The sequence below is a fragment of the Pseudomonas sp. p99-361 genome (assembly GCF_003935475.1).
In the GTDB taxonomy this organism is placed as follows: Bacteria; Pseudomonadota; Gammaproteobacteria; order Pseudomonadales; family Pseudomonadaceae; genus Aquipseudomonas; species Aquipseudomonas juntendi.
Map to the genome: position 1 here is coordinate 1 of NZ_RHQO01000028.1, position 15,956 is coordinate 15,956.

A 15,956-nucleotide genomic window follows, 5' to 3' on the forward strand; every position below is an offset into this window, starting at 1 on the left:
CGGGCGGCGCTCGATCTCACAGGCGCTGAAGATGCTCCGGCTACCCTTGCCAGGAACCATAGAATCTCCCACAGGTATTACACAGGGCTGGAGTACTGTGCAGTACCTGTGGGAGCTGGCTTGCCGGCGATAGGGCCGGACCTGCAACCTCTCAATCAGCAGATTTTGGTCCCCGCCCAACTTCAGGTATGATATCGCCCCTTTCAAATCCCCCAGTCAGGCGATTTCCCATGACCAACCAGGCCGCCGAAGTCGCGAAGCGCCGCACTTTCGCAATCATTTCCCACCCCGACGCCGGTAAGACCACCATCACCGAAAAGCTGCTGCTGATGGGCAAGGCCATTGCCGTCGCCGGTACCGTGAAGTCGCGCAAGTCCGACCGCCATGCCACCTCCGACTGGATGGAAATGGAGAAGCAGCGCGGCATCTCCATCACCACCTCGGTGATGCAGTTCCCGTACCGCGAGCACATGATCAACCTGCTCGACACCCCCGGCCACGAAGACTTCTCTGAAGACACCTACCGCACCCTGACCGCAGTGGACTCGGCGCTGATGGTGCTGGACGGCGGTAAAGGTGTAGAGCCGCGGACCATCGCCCTGATGGACGTCTGCCGCCTGCGCGACACGCCCATCGTCAGCTTCATCAACAAACTCGACCGTGACATTCGCGACCCGATCGAACTGCTCGACGAGATCGAGGCGGTTCTGAAGATCAAGGCCGCGCCGATCACCTGGCCGATCGGTTGCTACCGTGACTTCAAGGGCGTGTACCACCTCACCGGTGACTACATCGTGGTGTACACCCCTGGCCACGGCCATGAGCGCACCGAGGCCAAGATCATCCAGAAGCTGGACTCCGACGAGGCCCGTGCCCACCTGGGTGACCAATACGATTCGTTCGTCGAGCAACTGGAGCTGGTGCAGGGTGCTTGCCACGAGTTCAACCAGGAAGAGTTCATCAGTGGCCAGCTGACCCCGGTGTTCTTCGGTACGGCACTCGGTAACTTCGGTGTCGACCACGTGCTCGACGCGGTGGTCGACTGGGCGCCGCGGCCGCTCGGGCGTGTGGCCCACGAACGTACCGTAGAGCCGGTCGAAGAGAAGTTCACCGGTTTCGTGTTCAAGATCCAGGCGAACATGGACCCGAAACACCGCGACCGTATCGCGTTCATGCGCATCTGCTCGGGCAAGTACGAAAAGGGCATGAAGATGCGCCACGTGCGCCTCAACAAGGACCTGCGTATCGGCGATGCGCTGACCTTCTTCTCCTCCGAGCGTGAGCAACTGGAAGAGGCCTTTGCCGGCGACATCATCGGCCTGCACAACCACGGCACCATCCAGATCGGTGACACCTTTACCGAAGGCGAGGCCCTGGGCTTTACCGGTATCCCGCACTTCGCCCCGGAGCTGTTCCGCCGTGTGCGCCTGAAGGACCCGCTGAAGTCCAAGCAGCTGCGCCAGGGCTTGCAGCAGCTGGCGGAAGAGGGTGCCACGCAGGTGTTCTTCCCCGAGCGCAGCAACGACATCATCCTGGGTGCGGTCGGTGTGCTGCAGTTCGACGTGGTCGCCAGCCGCCTGAAGGAAGAGTACAAGGTCGAGTGCGCCTACGAGCCGATCACCGTGTGGTCGGCCCGCTGGATCAGCTGCGACGACAAGAAGAAGCTTGAGGAATTCCAGACCAAGGCCATGGAAAACCTGGCCATCGATGGTGGCGGCCACCTCACTTACCTGGCGCCGACCCGGGTCAACCTGGCGCTGATGGAAGAACGCTGGCCGGACATCAAGTTCCGCGCTACCCGCGAGCACCACTGACTATTGGATTTGGGGCTGCCTTGCAGCCCTTCGCGGGCACGCCCGCTCCCACGGGCAATCACTGTGGGAGCGGGCGTGCCCGCGAAGGGCCGCAAAGCGGCCCCATTTCAATTCCCGGCCTTGATACTGGTCCAGACCCGGGTCCTGATGCGGTCGATCTTGGCCGGCATCGCCTCCAGCGCATACAGCTTGCCCATCACGGCTTCGCTCGGGTAAATCATCGCATTGCCTTTCAGCGCAGGGTCCACCAGCCCGTCCGCCTTGAGGTTGCCGTTGGCATACTGCACATGGTTGCTGATGTTGGCCATCACCTCCGGCTGCAGCAGGTAGTTCATGTAGGCATAGCCAGCCTTTTCATCTGGTGCATCGGCCGGCATGGCCACCATGTCGAACCACAAGGGCGCGCCTTCCTTGGGTATCGAATAGCCCACCTTGACGCCGTTGTGCGCCTCTTCGGCGCGGTTCTTCGCCTGCAGCACATCCCCCGAGAAGCCCACCACCACGCAGACATCGCCGTTGGCCAGGTCGCCAGTGTATTTCGAGGAGTGGAAGTAGCTGATGTAGGGCCGTACCTGCATCAACAGCGCCTTGGCCTTGTCGTAGTCTGCCGGGTTCTGGCTGTGGTGCGGCAGGCCCAGGTAGTGCAGGGCAATCGGCAGCAGCTCGGGGCCGTTGTCCAGCACCGCTACACCGCAGCTTTTCAGCTTGCTCATGTATTCGGGCTTGAAGATCAGGTCCCACGAGTCCAGCGGCGCGTTGTCGCCCAGTACCGCCTTGACCTTGTCGATGTTGTAGCCGATTCCGGTGCTGCCCCACAGGTAGGGGAAACCGTACTGGTTGCCCGGGTCATTCACCTCCAGCGCCTTGAGCAGCACCGGGTTGAGGTTCTGCCAGTTGGGCAGCTGCGACTTGTCCAGGCGTTTCAAGGCCTTGCCTTGGATCTGCCGGGCCATGAAGTGGTTGGAAGGGAACACCACGTCGTAGCCAGAGTTGCCGGTCATCAGCTTGCCGTCGAGGGTTTCGTTGCTGTCATACACGTCGTAGGTGGGCACGATGCCAGTGGCTTGCTGGAAGTTTTTCAGCGTGTCGGGTGCCACGTAGCTGGACCAGTTGTAGATTTTCACCGTTTCGGCGGCACTGGCCACACTGGCGGCCAGCATCAAGGGTGCAAGAAGGCGTGTGCGCATGTCGGAGTTACCTTGCTTTGTCTGTTGTTATCGAAGGCAGGCGATCAGCGGATCAGAAAATCAGTACGTAGGTCTTGCGCACGGTCTCCTGGATGTCCCAGGTGCCGGTGCTGTTGGCCGGTAGCATCAATGCGTCTCCGGCTTCTATAAGCAGGGGCTCGCCACCGTCGGGGGTGAAGGTGCAGCGGCCCTTGATGAAATGGCAGAACTCCTGTTGCACGATCTGCCGCCGCCAACGCCCGGGGGTGCACTCCCAGATACCGGTTTCGACGCCGTCGTCGCGTTCCACGCTGGTGACCGAAGCCACTGCCACGGGTTCGCCGAGGGGCACCGCTACCGGGCTGGCGCTAGCCAGTGCGACGCTGTCGGTATTCTTGAACTGGGTGATGCGCATGACCGGTGGATCCTGTGTTGGGGAAAGGGAATCAGTGCATGAAGCCTTCCATGAAGTCCGCGAGCGAGCTGGCCAGGCGCCGCCGCCAGGGCGCGCTGGCGGGGTTGGCGAGGGTCCGGTCCTCGTGGACGAAGCTCTGGATGATTGCGTTGTAGCCCAGCCAGCGGCAGGGCTCGGGGGGCCAGCTGGCCAGGCTTGAAACCGGGCGGTTGTCGAGCACCCACGGTTGCGCCGTCAGCGCGTTGTGCTGGTTGAGGATCAGTGCCGCCAGGGTCCGCCCGCCCAGGTTGGTGGCGCCAACGCCTTCGCCGCCGTAACCGCCGGCCAGGGCGATGCCGCGCTGGCGGTCGCAGAGCATGTGTGGGCGGAAGCGCCGCGCCATGCCTAGGTTGCCACCCCACGAATGGGTGATACGCGCATGCTTTAGCTGTGGGAAGAGTTCGCTGAACAGGTAGCGGCGCAGCTCGATTTCATGTTCGTCGAGGTTGAAGTTTTCACGCAGGCGGCCGCCGAAGCGGTACCCGCCCCGGGCGCCGAATACCAGCCGGTTGTCGGCCGTGCGCTGGCCATAGGTGACCTGGCGGCTGCTTTCGCTGAAGGCCTGGCCCTGGCTCATGCCGATCTGTTCCCAGGTCGCCTCGGGAAGTGGCTCGGTGGCCACCAGCAGGCTCTGCACCGGCAGTTGGTGTTTGCCCAGTGGTGGCAGGCTGGCGGCGTAGCCTTCCACGGCGGGCACCACCCATTGGCAGCGAATGCGCGCCAGCGGTGTACGCACCTCACCCGGTTGCCAGTCGATGGCTGGGGTATTTTCGTAGATCGGTACACCCAGCGCTTCCAGTGCCCGGGCCAGGCCACGGGCGAGCATGGCCGGCTGAATGGTCGCCGTGTGCGGGCTGTAGATCGCGCCATAGGCGTTGCTGACCCGTAGCTGCGCGTCCAGCTGTTCGGGGCGCAACCAACGGTAGTCGTCTTCGGTCATGCCCTGGCGGTACAGGTCGTCGAGGTAGGCGCGCAGGCTGCGTTCCTGTTCCGGGTAGCGCGCGGCGCAATACAGCACGCCCCCTTTGCGGTAGTGGCAGTCGATGCCTTCGCGCTGCAGCACGCTGTGCACCTCGTCCGGAATCCCGTGCAGCAGGTCGATGCTGGCGCGGCGCTGCTGCGGTGACAGGCTGGCGAGCAGGCGGTCTTCGCCGAGCAGGTTGCCCATCAGCCAGCCACCGTTGCGCCCAGAGGCGCCGAAACCGGCGATGTTGGCATCGATCAGTGCAATGTTCAGCTGGGGTGCCTGGCGCTTGAGGTAGTAGGCGGTCCACAGCCCGGTGTAGCCCGCGCCGATGATGCACACATCCGCGTCCAGGTCGTCGCGCAGGGCCGGGCGGGCGCACAGCGGCTCGTCGAGCTGGTCCATCCACAGGCTGAGCGTGCGCAGGGGTTGCATCGGGTTCGGCTCCACGTCCGTCAAGGTCTGTGGCCGATCCTAGTCGGGCGAGTGGGCGGCTGTCTTACGTGCGTGCACGCAGGGAAATTTGCTTCAGGTAGGCCTTGGGTGTGAGCCCGGTGTGTTCACGGAAGCACTTGTAGAACGCCGACAGCGAATTGAAGCCAGCGTTGAACGCCAGGTCATCGATGGGTGTTCCGGCGCTGTTGTCATCAAGGCTGGCCATCAGGTGCTGCAGGCGCGCCTGGTTGACGTAGCGGTAGAAGCTTTGCCCAAGCACCTGGTTCAGCAGGTAGGAAATCTGGTTGCGGCTGTAGCCACTGGCATCGGCAACTTGCTGCAGATCCAGTTCAGGGTCCAGGTAGGGGCGCTGGCGCTGAAAATAGTGTTCCAGGTCCTGGGCCATGGTCGACAGCTGCCGCGGTGACAGGCCCAGGCGGCTGGTGGCTGGCCGCGCGCCGCCGGTGCCCGCGGTGTTGCCGTGCTGGCGCACCAGGGTCGCATATTCGTTGACCCGCCAGATCAGGCCGTCCCTCACGGTAATTGCCTCGCTGGACTGAAACGCCACCAGGCCATCGCCGCCCTGCACCGTAACCTGGTACTGGATGAACGCGGTGCAGCCATCGACGCGGATACGGTCACTGTGGACGATGTCTTCGCCGGCTTCATGGGGTAGGCAGGCGCGCACGTAGTCGCGCAGTTCGCGATAGCCCAGCACGCGGTTCTGGAAGAAGTCGTGATACTGGACATCGGGGTGATAAAGCGCCATCACGCCGTCGAGGTCACGGTGCTTCCAGCACAGGTGGTAGCGCAGCACGGTCTCGGCGGTGAGTGGGGTCTGGGCGGGGTCATCGGGAAGCGTCATGGCTGGATCATGCCTTGCCGGCCAGGCCATCACAAGAATGCAGAACACCTGATGGATAGGGCGCTTTCGCGCATTTTGCACGGTTCAGCAGGCGGCCAGCGAGCTAAGCCACTGATTTATATGGGCGTCATTTTTTGTCACAGCTGGCACAGCTACTGCAAAGGTTACTGCGCGAATGGAATTCTCGCTAACAACATAAGGCGCACACATCATGATCACCTCTGCCGACTACCCCGCTGTCGATACGCAAAGCCGTTCAGGTGTTTCCTGGGCGGCCATCTTCGCTGGCGCGGCTGCTGCCGCATCCGTTTCCCTCATCCTTGTGGTACTGGGCGCGGGATTGGGCTTCGCCGCAACCTCGCCTTGGGCTGACGAAGGGGCGAGTGCCAAAGCCCTGGGCGTTTCTACCATTGTCTGGCTGCTGCTCACGCAGATCATCGCATCGGGCATGGGCGGCTATATTGCCGGCCGGCTGCGGGTGAAGTGGGCGAACCTGCACGGTGACGAGGTGTACTTCCGCGATACCGCGCATGGCTTCCTGTCGTGGGCAGTGGCCACCCTGGTCGCCGCCATGCTGGTGCTGGGCGCGGCGGGCAACTTGGTAGGGGCCGGAGCCAGCGCTGCGTCGCAAGCGGCCACGGTGTCTGCTGCCGCAGGTGCATCGGCGGCTACCGGTAGCAACAATGACTCGATGGGGTACTTCGTCGACAGCCTGTTCCGCGGTGACGGCCCGGCGCCAGTCAGCGAGGACGCCGCCAATGGGGTTGCCGCGCGCATTCTGGCCAAGGGCATTGCCGGGGACGGCGCATTGCCTCCTGAGGACCGTACCTACCTGGCCCAGTTGGTGGCGCAGCGTACCCGCCTGACCCAGGCCGAAGCCGAAGCCCGTGTGGACCAGGTAATGGCTCAGGTGCAGCAGCTGAAAACCGATGCCAAGCAAGCGGCCGATACTGCCGCCAAGGTAGCTGCCTGGACTGCCCTCTGGACCTTCGTCGCGCTGCTGTGCGGCGCCTTTATCGCCAGCGTCGCGGCCCTGTATGGCGGTCGCCTGCGCGACCGCGTGCAGTGGCTGGAAGGCGACTACGTCACTACCCGCACCGTTCAACGTTAAGCAAGGAGAATTACCATGCGCTCGATATTGCTGTGGATGCTTGGAGTACCGATTCCCGTGATCATCCTGATTGCACTGTTCATGCACTGACAGTAAGGGCGGCCCAGGCCGCCCTTTGCTATTGCCACCATTGACGGAGGTTGAACATGCGCTCGATATTGCTGTGGATGATCGGCGTACCGATACCGGTGATTATCCTGATCTGGATTTTCATGCATTGAGCGGCTGGGGGCCGCGGGGCGGCCCATCGCGGCGCAAGGCCGCTTCTGCAGAGGTCGCGTGAACCTCACGCCAGCGCAGACCGCTCTGGCAACTGATTAAAGAAACTGCTCCGCGTAATGACAGGCCACTTGCCGGGTACCGACTTGCCTGAACGCCGGCACGTCCTTGGCGCAGCGCTCAGTGGCATGTGGGCAGCGCTTGTGGAACGCGCAGCCGTCCGGCGGGTTCAGCGGGTTGGGCAACTCCCCGGCAATTCTGATTTTCGGCTTCAGCGGGTCAGGATGAATCGCCGGCGTCGCTGACAGCAGTGCCTGGGTGTACGGGTGCAGCGGCTTCTCGTAGATGTCCTCCTTGGGCCCCATTTCTGCGGGCCTTCCCAGGTACATCACCAGCACTTGGTCGGCCACGTGCCGCACCACCGCCAGGTTGTGCGAGATGAACACGTAGGCGGTGTTGAACTCCTTCTGCAAGTCCATGAACAGGTTCAGTACCTGTGCCTGGATCGACACGTCCAGCGCTGAGGTCGGTTCGTCTGCCACCAGTACCTTGGGCTGCAGCATCATCGCCCGGGCCAGGGCGATGCGCTGGCGCTGGCCGCCAGAGAACATGTGCGGGTAGCGCTGATAATGTTCGGGGCGCAGGCCGACCTGCTCCATCATCTTCTGCACCTTGTCTCGCCGTTCGGCCTTGCTCAGCGAGGTGTTGATCAGCAAAGGTTCGGCCAACTGGTCGCCAATCTTCTGCCGCGGGTTGAGCGAAGCGTAGGGGCTCTGGAATACCATCTGCACGTCGCGGCGCAGTTGCTTGCGCTGGGCCTTGCTGGCGCCAGTGACTTCGGTGCCGGCAATTTGCAGGGAGCCGGAAGACGGCTCTTCGATCAATGTCAGGGCGCGGGCCAGGGTCGACTTGCCGCAGCCAGACTCACCCACCACCGCCAGGGTCTTGCCGGCCTCCAGCTCGAACGACACGCCGTTGAGCGCGCGGACCAGTGCGTGGCCTTTGAACAGCCCGCGGGATACTTCGTAATGCCGGGTCAATTCCCGGGCAGTCAGAACCACGGCCATTACGCCACCTCCTGGTTCAGCGGGTAGAAGCAACGCACCAGGCTGTACGCCTGAGGGTCGAGGGGCGGGCGCTGGCGCCGGCAGTTGTCCTGTACATAAGGGCAGCGCGGCGACAGCAGGCAGCCCACGGGGCGGTCGTAGCGGCCAGGCACGATGCCGGGCAGGGTGGCCAGGCGTTCGGCGCCAAGGCTGTGTTCGGGGATGGCCGCCAGCAGGGCTTCGCTGTAAGGGTGGGCCGGCAGGTCGAACAGCTCCGGAACCTGGCCAACTTCCACCGCCTGGCCGGCATACATCACGCACACCCGCCTGGCCGTTTCGGCGACTACGGCAAGGTCGTGGGTGATGAGGATCAGCGCCATGTTGCGCTCTTTCTGCAGGTTCACCAGCAGTTCCATGATCTGCGCCTGGATCGTCACGTCCAGCGCGGTGGTGGGCTCATCGGCGATCAGCAGCTTGGGTTCGCCGGCAATCGCCATGGCAATTGCCACACGCTGGCTCATGCCGCCGGACAACTGGTGCGGGTAGGCATCCAGGCGGCTTTCCGCCGCCGGGATCTCGACCTTTTTCAATAGCTCAAGGGCACGTTGGCGCGCTGCCTTGCCCTTCAGGCCCAAGTGTTGGCGCAGCACCTCCTCGATCTGGAAGCCTACCGTGTAGCTGGGGTTCAGTGCGGTCATCGGGTCCTGGAAGACCATGGCGATGTCCTTGCCCACCACCTTGCGCCGTTGCCGGCCGCTGAGCTTGAGCATGTCGGTGCCGTCGAACGTCAGGGCGTCGGCGGTAATGCGCCCAGGCGCATCGATCAGGCCCATCAGGGCCATCATGGTGACCGATTTACCCGAGCCGGACTCGCCGACGATCGCCAGGATCTCGCCGGCGTCCACCGCCAGGTCCAGGCCATCGACCACCGGTACGGCAGTGGCGTCGCCGAAGCGCACGTTCAGGTTGTTGATCTGTAACAGTGACATGGCGTTCTCCTCAGGCGGCGTTCTTGAGTTTCGGGTCCAGCGCATCGCGCAGGCCGTCGCCCATCAGGTTGATTGCCAACACACTGAGCAGAATGGTCAGGCCGGGCAGGCTCACCACCCACCAGGCACGCTCGATGTAGTCACGCGCCGAAGCCAGCATGGTGCCCCACTCGGGGGTGGGCGGCTGCACGCCCAGGCCAAGGAAGCCCAGGGCGGCGGCGTCGAGGATCGCCGAGGAAAAACTCAAGGTGGCCTGCACGATCAACGGTGCCATGCAGTTGGGCAGCACCGTGACGAACATCAGGCGTGGCAAGCCGGCGCCGGCCAGGCGTGCGGCCGTGACGTAGTCGCGGTTCAGCTCGCCCATCACGGCGGCGCGGGTCAGGCGCACGTAAGAGGGCAGCGACACGATGGCGATCGCAATCACCGTGTTGATCAGGCCTGGGCCGAGAATGGCGACGATCGCCACCGCCAGCAGCAGCGACGGCAGGGCCAGCATCACGTCCATCAGGCGCATGATCGACGGGCCCAGCAGTTGCGGGAAGAACCCGGCCAGCAGGCCTAGCAGGATGCCCGGGATCAGCGACATCACCACCGAGGACAGGCCGATCAGCAGCGACAGCCGCGCGCCCTGGATCAGGCGTGAAAGCAGGTCGCGGCCGAGTTCGTCGGTGCCAAGGATGAACTGCCAGGTGCCGCCCTCCAGCCACACCGGTGGGGTCAACAGGAAGTCGCGGTACTGCTCGCTGGGGTCATGGGGGGCGACCCATGGCGCGAACAGCGCGCAGAACACCACCAGGCACATGAACGCCAGGCCCATCACCGCGCCTTTGTTGCGCGCGAAGGCTTGCCAGAATTCTTTGTACGGCGAAGGGTAGAGCAGGCTTTGGTCCACCGGGCTGGCCGGCGACACGGATTTCGGAATCGGGCTAGTCATGGCAAGGGCCTCAGCGCTGATGACGGATGCGTGGGTTGGCCAGGCCGTAGAGAATGTCCACGACGAAGTTGACCAGGATTACCAGGCAGGCGATCAGCAGGATGCCGTTCTGGACCACGGGGTAGTCACGGGCGCCGATGGCTTCGATCAGCCATTTGCCGATGCCCGGCCAGGAGAAGATGGTTTCGGTCAGCACCGCACCGGCCAACAGCGTGCCGACCTGCAGGCCGAACACGGTGAGCACCGGGATCAATGCGTTGCGCAGGCCATGCACGAACACTACCCGGGCCGGCGATAGGCCTTTGGCACGGGCTGTACGGATGTAGTCTTCGCGCAGCACTTCAAGCATCGATGAGCGGGTCATGCGCGCGATTACCGCCAGCGGGATGGTGCCGAGCACGATGGCAGGCAGAATCAGGTGCATCACCGCGTCCTTGAATGAGCCTTCCTCATCGCTGAGCAGGGTATCGATCAGCATGAAGCCGGTTTTCGGCTCGATGTCGTAGAGCAGGTCGATGCGCCCGGACACCGGGGTCCAGCCCAGGCTCACCGAGAAGAACATGATCAGGATCAGACCCCACCAGAAGATCGGCATCGAATAGCCCGCCAGGGATATGCCCATTACCCCGTGGTCGAACAGCGAGCCGCGTTTGAGCGCCGCGATCACCCCGGCCAGCAGGCCGACCACGCCAGCGAACAACAGCGCGGCAAAGGCCAGTTCCAGGGTGGCCGGGAACAAGGTCAGGAACTCCCGCCACACGCTTTCGCGGGTGCGCAGCGATTCACCCAGGTCGCCCTGGGCCAGCTTGCCGACATAGTCCAGGTACTGGACCGGCAGGGGTTTGTTCAAGCCCAGGCGCTCCATGGCCTGGGCATGCATTTCGGGGTCGACCCTGCGCTCGCCCATCATCACTTCCACCGGGTCGCCGGGGATCAGGCGTATGAGCGCGAAAGTCAGCAACGTGATGCCGAAAAAAGTCGGTATCAGCAGGCCAAGGCGCCGGGCAATAAAACTCAACATTGTCGGGGTTACCTCATCAGACCGTACGGCCAGCAGCACGCTACGGCAGTGCCGCCGGTTCCCTGCTGGGCGCCGGCGGTCGTCGTTGTTCTACTTCACCCGGGTGGTGGCGAAGTTGTTTTTGGCCAGAGGGCTGATCACGTAGCCCTCTACATTGTCACGCATGGCGGTGAACATCTTCGGGTGGGCCATGCTGATCCACGGTTGGTCGTCATCGTACACCTTCAATGCCTCGCTATAGAGCCTTGCCCGTTCGTCGTTGTCGACCACCTCGCGGGCTCGGCTGATCAGCTCCTGGAACTTAGGGTTGCACCAGCGCGCATAGTTCTCGCCGGTCTTGGCCGCCTCGCAACTGAGCAGGGGGGTGAGGAAGTTGTCCGGGTCGCCGTTGTCGCCCGCCCAGCCGGTGGACACCAGGTCGGCTTCACCGCGCTTGGCGCGGCGCAGCATCTCGGCCCACTCCATCACACGGATATCCAGCTTCAGGCCGATCTGGCCGAGGTCGGCCTGCAGCATCTCGGCCGACAGGCGCGGGTTGGGGTTGGTCATGCCACCGCCGTTGCGGGTGAACAGGGTGATGACGGTGCCCTCCGGCACATCCGCCTCCTTGAGCAGGGCGCGCGCCTTGGCAAGGTCACGCGGCGGGTTCTGGTTGGCCGGGTTGAAGCCCATCATGCTGGGCGGGTAGGGGTTCACCCCGACCAACGCATTACCTTTGCCGAACAGCTGGTCGACGTGGGTCTGGCGGTCGAATGCCATGTTGATGGCTTTACGCACACGCACGTCGCTGAGGTACTTGTGCTGGGTGTTCATGGCAACATAGCCGGTCACCAGCGCTTCGGTTTCGGCCACCTTGAGGGTGCGGTCGGCCTTGATCGAGGGCACGTCGTCCGGCTTGGGGTACAGCGCCACCTGGCACTCGTTGGCGCGCAATTTCTGCAGGCGCACATTGCTGTCGGTGGCAATGGCGAAGATCAGGGCGTCGGCCGGCGGTTTGCCGCGGAAGTAGTCGGGGTTGGGTTTGAAGCGGACCTGCGCGTCCTTGTTGTAGCGCTGGAAGATGAACGGCCCGGTGCCGATGGGTTTGCTGTTCAGCTCGGCGGTCTTGCCGGCCTTGAGCAACTGGTCGCCGTATTCTGCCGAATAGATAGAGGTGAAGCCCATGGCCATGTCATGCAGGAACGGTGCTTCGGGGCGGGTGAGGGTGATCACCACGGTATGCTCGTCGGTCTTGTCCACCGCCTTGAGCAACTGGCTGAAGGCCATGCTCTCGAAGTACGGGTAGCCGACGCTGGTCTTGTCGTGCCACGGGTGCGCCGGGTCCAGCTGGCGCCGCAGGCTCCACAGCACATCGTCGGCGTTGAATTCGCGGGTGGGTGTGAAGTAGTCGGTGCTGTGGAACTTCACGCCCTTGCGCAGGTGAAAGGTATAGGTCAGGCCATCTGCTGAAATGTCCCAGCGCTCGGCCAGGGCCGGCTCGATGTCGGTGGTCCCGGGCTTGAAGTCCACCAGGCGGTTGAACAGTGTTTCAGAGGACGCATCGAAGGTGACGCCGGTGGTGTACTGGACCACGTCGAAGCCCTCCGGGCTGGCTTCGGTGCAGACCACCAGCGGCTTGGCCGCCAGTTGCGTGGCACTGCCGAGCACCAGCGCAGCCAGCGCCAGGCGTAGCGGTCGCGACTTGATGAAAACTCTGTGCATGGGTTGAAGACTCCCTGCGTGCATTGATTCCAGCGTAGCCGCCAAGGCCCGCCGTGCAGCGGGCCGTGGCGCAAACGGTCAGAGAATGTTGAATGGGATGGTGGTGACCACGCGGAACTCGTCCAGGCTGCCATCGGCCTGCGCCTTGCTGGCGCGGTGCGTGGTGTAGGTGGCGCGGATACTGGTGTCCTTCAACGGCCCGCTCTGCACCGCGTAGCTGGTGCCGATACCCCACTCGTAGTGGGTTTCGCCATCCAGGCCCCTCACGTCATAGGCGGTGCCACGGTAGTGGGTGCCATCGATGCCCCAGCCGCGGGCGTTGTACAGGTTGAACTTCAAGCCTGGCACGCCGTAGGGCGCCATGTTCAGCACGTAGGAAATCTGCAGGGATTTCTCGTTCGGGCCGTTGAAGTCCGAGAGCAACGAGTTGGCCAGGAAAATGCCGTTGGTTTCGTGCAGGTAGTCGAAGTATTCGTTGCCGTTGACCTGCTGCCACGAAGCGCTGAGGGTGTGCGCCTGGTGGGTCAGGCCGAACGACAGGCTGTAGGTGTCGTTGTCGATCTTGCCCATTTTCTGGCTGCCGGCGTCGACTGTCTTGTAGTAGTTCAGGCCAGTGGTCAGGCTGAGCACCGCACTGTCGCCAAGCACGTGGTTGGCGCCGAAGTAGTACTGGTTCCAGAAGTCATCGACTTTGGTGGCGTACAGGCTGGTGCTCAGGCTCTTGAACGGCTGGTAGTTGATGCCGGCAGTGCTGGCACGGTCGGTTTCCACGCCAGTGGCGCTGTACTCGCTGCGGAACTTGCTGAGGCTTTGCTCGGTACGCGGCGAAACGCGGTCGAAGGTGCCCAGGTCGAAGTTGAGGTTGTCGAACTCGGCGCTGTGCAGGAATACGCCCTGGAAGCTCGACGGCAGGGCACGGTTGCCGATGTAGGCGATCATGGGTGTGTCCACCGATTGCCTGCCCAGGGTGAGTGTGGTGTTGGACACGCGTGCCTTGATGTTGCCCAGGCCCAGCTTGCTCCACTGGCCGATGGGGTCGCCGTCGCTGTGGGTGAGGGTGCGGTTGTTGGGGCCGGCTACGGCCTGGCGGCTCTGCTGCAGCGCAATCGCATTGTAGCCGGCGGCCTCGACGGCGATGCCGACGGTACCCTCGGTAAAGCCGGAGCTGTAGTTGAGGATGGTGCCCTGCACCCAGTTCTCACGGCTGTGGGTGTCGTGGCGGGTGCCGTCGTTCTTGTAGTACTTCCACAGGGGGGCGCGCGCCGCGCGTTCGCGGGCGTACCAGTTACGGGTGCTGCCGGACAGGTTCTGCCCCTCGATAAAACCGCTGGCCTGGGCTTGCTCGCTGGTGCTCTTGAGGGTGATGGGAATGAACGCCTGGCTTTGCGGGTCAGCCTGGGCCACGGTGGTCACTGCACTGATGGATAAGGCCAGTGCGCTCAAGGTGAATAGTTTCAAGTTGAAGCTCCCTTTCTTTTCTAGTTATGGCCGGCCTTGTGGGCCGGGTGCTTGCTGCGGTGTTGCCAGGGTTGCCGCGGGGTTGCCGGGCTTGATCCGGACGCTGTGTTGCCTGTACCGGCGAAGCGGCCGGTGCAGGTTGGCCATCAGTCAACACTCACACCGGAGAAATCATTGCGCCCAAACGGGCTGACCTTGAATTGGGAAACCTTGACGCTGAGCGGCTGGTTGACGGTGGAATGGGCCACCGGGGTGATCGGCACCTGCTGCTTGAGGCGCTGCTGTGCCTGCTGGTACAGGGCGCTGCGTTGCACCGGGTCGCTCACGCGCTTGGCCTGCATGACCAGGCTGTCGTACTGCGGATCGCACCACTGCGAGTAGTTGTTGCTGCCAATGGCGGCGCAGCTGTAGAGGGTGCCCAGCCAGTTGTCGGGGTCGCCGTTGTCACCGGTCCAGCCGATCAGGGCGATGTCGTGCTCGCCGTTTTTCATGCGCTTTATGTATTCCCCCCACTCGTAGCTGACGATGCGCACCTTGAGGCCGAGTTTGTTCCAGTCGGCCTGCAGCATTTCGGCCATCAGCTTGGCGTTGGGGTTTTACGGGCGCTGCACCGGCATGGCCCACAAGGTGACCTCGGTACCTGGCGCTACGCCGGCCTGGCGCAGCAGTTGGCGGGCCTTTTCCGGGTTGTAAGGGGCATCCTTGAGGCTGTTGTCGTAGGACCATTGGGTCGGTGGCATGGCGTTGACTGCCAACTGGCCGGCGTCCTGGTACACCGCCTGGATGATGGCTTGCTTGTTCACCGCCATGTCCAGCGCCTGGCGTACTTCCAGGCGGTCGAACGGTGCATGGCGGGTGTTGTAGGCGATGTAGCCGAGGTTGAAGCCCGGCTGCTGCAGCACCTGCAGCTGGCTGTCGGCGCGAAGGGCCGGCAGGTCGGCGGGGCGCGGGTGCAGGGTGACCTGGCATTCGTTGCGGCGCAGTTTCTGGATGCGCACCGAGGGGTCTACGTTGATCGAAAACACCAGGTTGTCGAGCTTGACCTGCTCGGGGGCCCAGTAGGCCTTGTTGCCCTTGTAGCGGATCTGCGAGTCCTTCTGGTAGCGCTGGAACACGAACGGGCCGGTGCCGATCGGGTGCTGGTTGATGTCACTGGCACGCCCGCTGGCCAGCAGCTGCTCGGCGTACTCGGCAGAGAGGATCGAGGCGAAGCTCATGGCCAGGTTCTGAATGAATGCGGCATCCACCGCGTTCAGGGTGAACACCACGGTCAGAGGGTCGCGTTTCTCGACCCGGGCGATGTTCTTGTCCAGGCCCATGCTGATGAAATAGGGGAACTCGGTGGGGTAGGCCTGGCGGAACGGGTGGGCTTTGTCGAGCATGCGGTTGAAGGTGAACAGCACGTCGTCGGCATTGAAGTCGCGGCTGGGCGTGAAGGCCTTGTTGCTGTGGAACCTGACCCCTTCACGCAGGTGGAAGGTATAGCTCAAGCCGTCGTCGGACACCTCCCAGCGGGTAGCCAGGGCAGGGTGCACGGCGGTGCCGCCACGTTCGAACTCGACCAGGCGGTTGTAGATCGGTTCGGCGGCGTCGTTGTCGGTGGCGGTGGTGTACTGGGCGGTGTCGAAACCGGCAGGGCTGCCTTCGGAGCAGAACACCAGGCTGTTGGCGTACAGGTGGGGGGCCTGGCTGATCAGGCCCAGGGCCAGCAGGGCAGCAAGTCGGGTGGCGTGGCGCATGGCAAGTCCTTTTCCTCTGTTTGCACCGCCTACGGGT

General features: G+C 63.4%; 12 protein-coding genes and 1 pseudogene. 2 read left to right on the forward strand and 11 right to left on the reverse strand.

Annotated features, from left to right (window positions below; all coding sequences use genetic code 11):
* Positions 1-230 precede the first annotated feature (230 nt).
* On the forward strand, positions 231-1,814 hold the full coding sequence (locus EGJ22_RS14075) for a peptide chain release factor 3 (protein WP_009685141.1): 1,584 nt from the start codon (positions 231-233) through the stop codon (positions 1,812-1,814).
* A 107-nt stretch (positions 1,815-1,921) separates the two neighbouring features.
* On the opposite strand, the gene EGJ22_RS14080 is transcribed toward EGJ22_RS14075, so the two are convergent.
* The 4 genes from EGJ22_RS14080 to EGJ22_RS14095 all read right to left on the reverse strand — a co-directional run bounded on the left by EGJ22_RS14080 (position 1,922) and on the right by EGJ22_RS14095 (position 5,698).
* Positions 1,922-3,001 carry a polyamine ABC transporter substrate-binding protein gene (locus EGJ22_RS14080; protein WP_009685142.1) on the reverse strand — a complete coding sequence of 360 codons (1,080 nt, stop codon included), beginning with the start codon at positions 2,999-3,001 and terminating at the stop codon, positions 1,922-1,924.
* Positions 3,002-3,053: 52 nt separating this feature from the next.
* Positions 3,054-3,395, reverse strand: a complete 342-nt coding sequence (locus EGJ22_RS14085; protein WP_009685143.1) for a cupin domain-containing protein — start codon at positions 3,393-3,395, stop codon at positions 3,054-3,056.
* Between the two features lie 31 nt (positions 3,396-3,426).
* Positions 3,427-4,833, reverse strand: coding sequence for an FAD-binding oxidoreductase (locus EGJ22_RS14090; protein WP_009685144.1), 1,407 nt, complete (start codon positions 4,831-4,833; stop codon positions 3,427-3,429).
* 64 nt (positions 4,834-4,897) lie between these two features.
* Positions 4,898-5,698 carry a nuclear transport factor 2 family protein gene (locus EGJ22_RS14095; protein ID WP_009685145.1) on the reverse strand — a complete coding sequence of 267 codons (801 nt, stop codon included), beginning with the start codon at positions 5,696-5,698 and terminating at the stop codon, positions 4,898-4,900.
* A gap of 211 nt (positions 5,699-5,909) precedes the next feature.
* Here EGJ22_RS14095 and EGJ22_RS14100 point away from each other — a divergent pair, with 211 nt between their 5' ends.
* Positions 5,910-6,809 (forward strand): hypothetical protein, encoded by a 900-nt coding sequence (locus tag EGJ22_RS14100; protein WP_047150133.1) that lies wholly within the window; start codon positions 5,910-5,912, stop codon positions 6,807-6,809.
* 317 nt (positions 6,810-7,126) lie between these two features.
* Here the strand turns inward: EGJ22_RS14100 and EGJ22_RS14105 are convergent, their stop codons facing one another.
* From EGJ22_RS14105 to EGJ22_RS14135, 7 genes and pseudogenes are all read right to left on the reverse strand, one after another.
* Positions 7,127-8,095, reverse strand: a complete 969-nt coding sequence (locus EGJ22_RS14105) for a peptide ABC transporter ATP-binding protein (protein WP_009685148.1) — start codon at positions 8,093-8,095, stop codon at positions 7,127-7,129.
* Complete coding sequence (locus EGJ22_RS14110; RefSeq protein ID WP_009685149.1) at positions 8,095-9,063, reverse strand: ABC transporter ATP-binding protein; 969 nt, start codon at positions 9,061-9,063, stop codon at positions 8,095-8,097. Before EGJ22_RS14110 ends, EGJ22_RS14105 begins: the two co-directional genes overlap by 1 nt.
* 10 nt (positions 9,064-9,073) lie before the next feature.
* On the reverse strand, positions 9,074-10,000 hold the full coding sequence (locus tag EGJ22_RS14115) for an ABC transporter permease subunit (protein WP_009685150.1): 927 nt from the start codon (positions 9,998-10,000) through the stop codon (positions 9,074-9,076).
* Between the two features lie 10 nt (positions 10,001-10,010).
* Positions 10,011-11,021 carry an ABC transporter permease subunit gene (locus EGJ22_RS14120; RefSeq protein WP_009685151.1) on the reverse strand — a complete coding sequence of 337 codons (1,011 nt, stop codon included), beginning with the start codon at positions 11,019-11,021 and terminating at the stop codon, positions 10,011-10,013.
* A 90-nt stretch (positions 11,022-11,111) separates the two neighbouring features.
* Positions 11,112-12,722: an ABC transporter substrate-binding protein gene (locus EGJ22_RS14125; protein ID WP_009685152.1), complete on the reverse strand. Its 1,611-nt coding sequence runs from the start codon at positions 12,720-12,722 to the stop codon at positions 11,112-11,114.
* Positions 12,723-12,800: 78 nt separating this feature from the next.
* Entirely contained in the window at positions 12,801-14,180 is a 1,380-nt protein-coding gene (locus EGJ22_RS14130) for an OprD family porin (protein WP_029885060.1), read from the reverse strand.
* Between the two features lie 146 nt (positions 14,181-14,326).
* A pseudogene (locus EGJ22_RS14135) lies at positions 14,327-15,919 on the reverse strand (ABC transporter substrate-binding protein).
* Positions 15,920-15,956 lie beyond the last annotated feature (37 nt).

Bases quoted from the DNA above. Each gene is read 5' to 3' on its own strand.
- EGJ22_RS14075 (WP_009685141.1), top strand. From the start codon at position 231: ATGACCAACCAGGCCGCCGAAGTCGCGAAGCGCCGCACTTTCGCAATC.
- EGJ22_RS14080 (WP_009685142.1), bottom strand. From the start codon at position 3,001: ATGCGCACACGCCTTCTTGCACCCTTGATGCTGGCCGCCAGTGTGGCC.
- EGJ22_RS14085 (WP_009685143.1), bottom strand. From the start codon at position 3,395: ATGCGCATCACCCAGTTCAAGAATACCGACAGCGTCGCACTGGCTAGC.
- EGJ22_RS14090 (WP_009685144.1), bottom strand. From the start codon at position 4,833: ATGCAACCCCTGCGCACGCTCAGCCTGTGGATGGACCAGCTCGACGAG.
- EGJ22_RS14095 (WP_009685145.1), bottom strand. From the start codon at position 5,698: ATGACGCTTCCCGATGACCCCGCCCAGACCCCACTCACCGCCGAGACC.
- EGJ22_RS14100 (WP_047150133.1), top strand. From the start codon at position 5,910: ATGATCACCTCTGCCGACTACCCCGCTGTCGATACGCAAAGCCGTTCA.
- EGJ22_RS14105 (WP_009685148.1), bottom strand. From the start codon at position 8,095: ATGGCCGTGGTTCTGACTGCCCGGGAATTGACCCGGCATTACGAAGTA.
- EGJ22_RS14110 (WP_009685149.1), bottom strand. From the start codon at position 9,063: ATGTCACTGTTACAGATCAACAACCTGAACGTGCGCTTCGGCGACGCC.
- EGJ22_RS14115 (WP_009685150.1), bottom strand. From the start codon at position 10,000: ATGACTAGCCCGATTCCGAAATCCGTGTCGCCGGCCAGCCCGGTGGAC.
- EGJ22_RS14120 (WP_009685151.1), bottom strand. From the start codon at position 11,021: ATGTTGAGTTTTATTGCCCGGCGCCTTGGCCTGCTGATACCGACTTTT.
- EGJ22_RS14125 (WP_009685152.1), bottom strand. From the start codon at position 12,722: ATGCACAGAGTTTTCATCAAGTCGCGACCGCTACGCCTGGCGCTGGCT.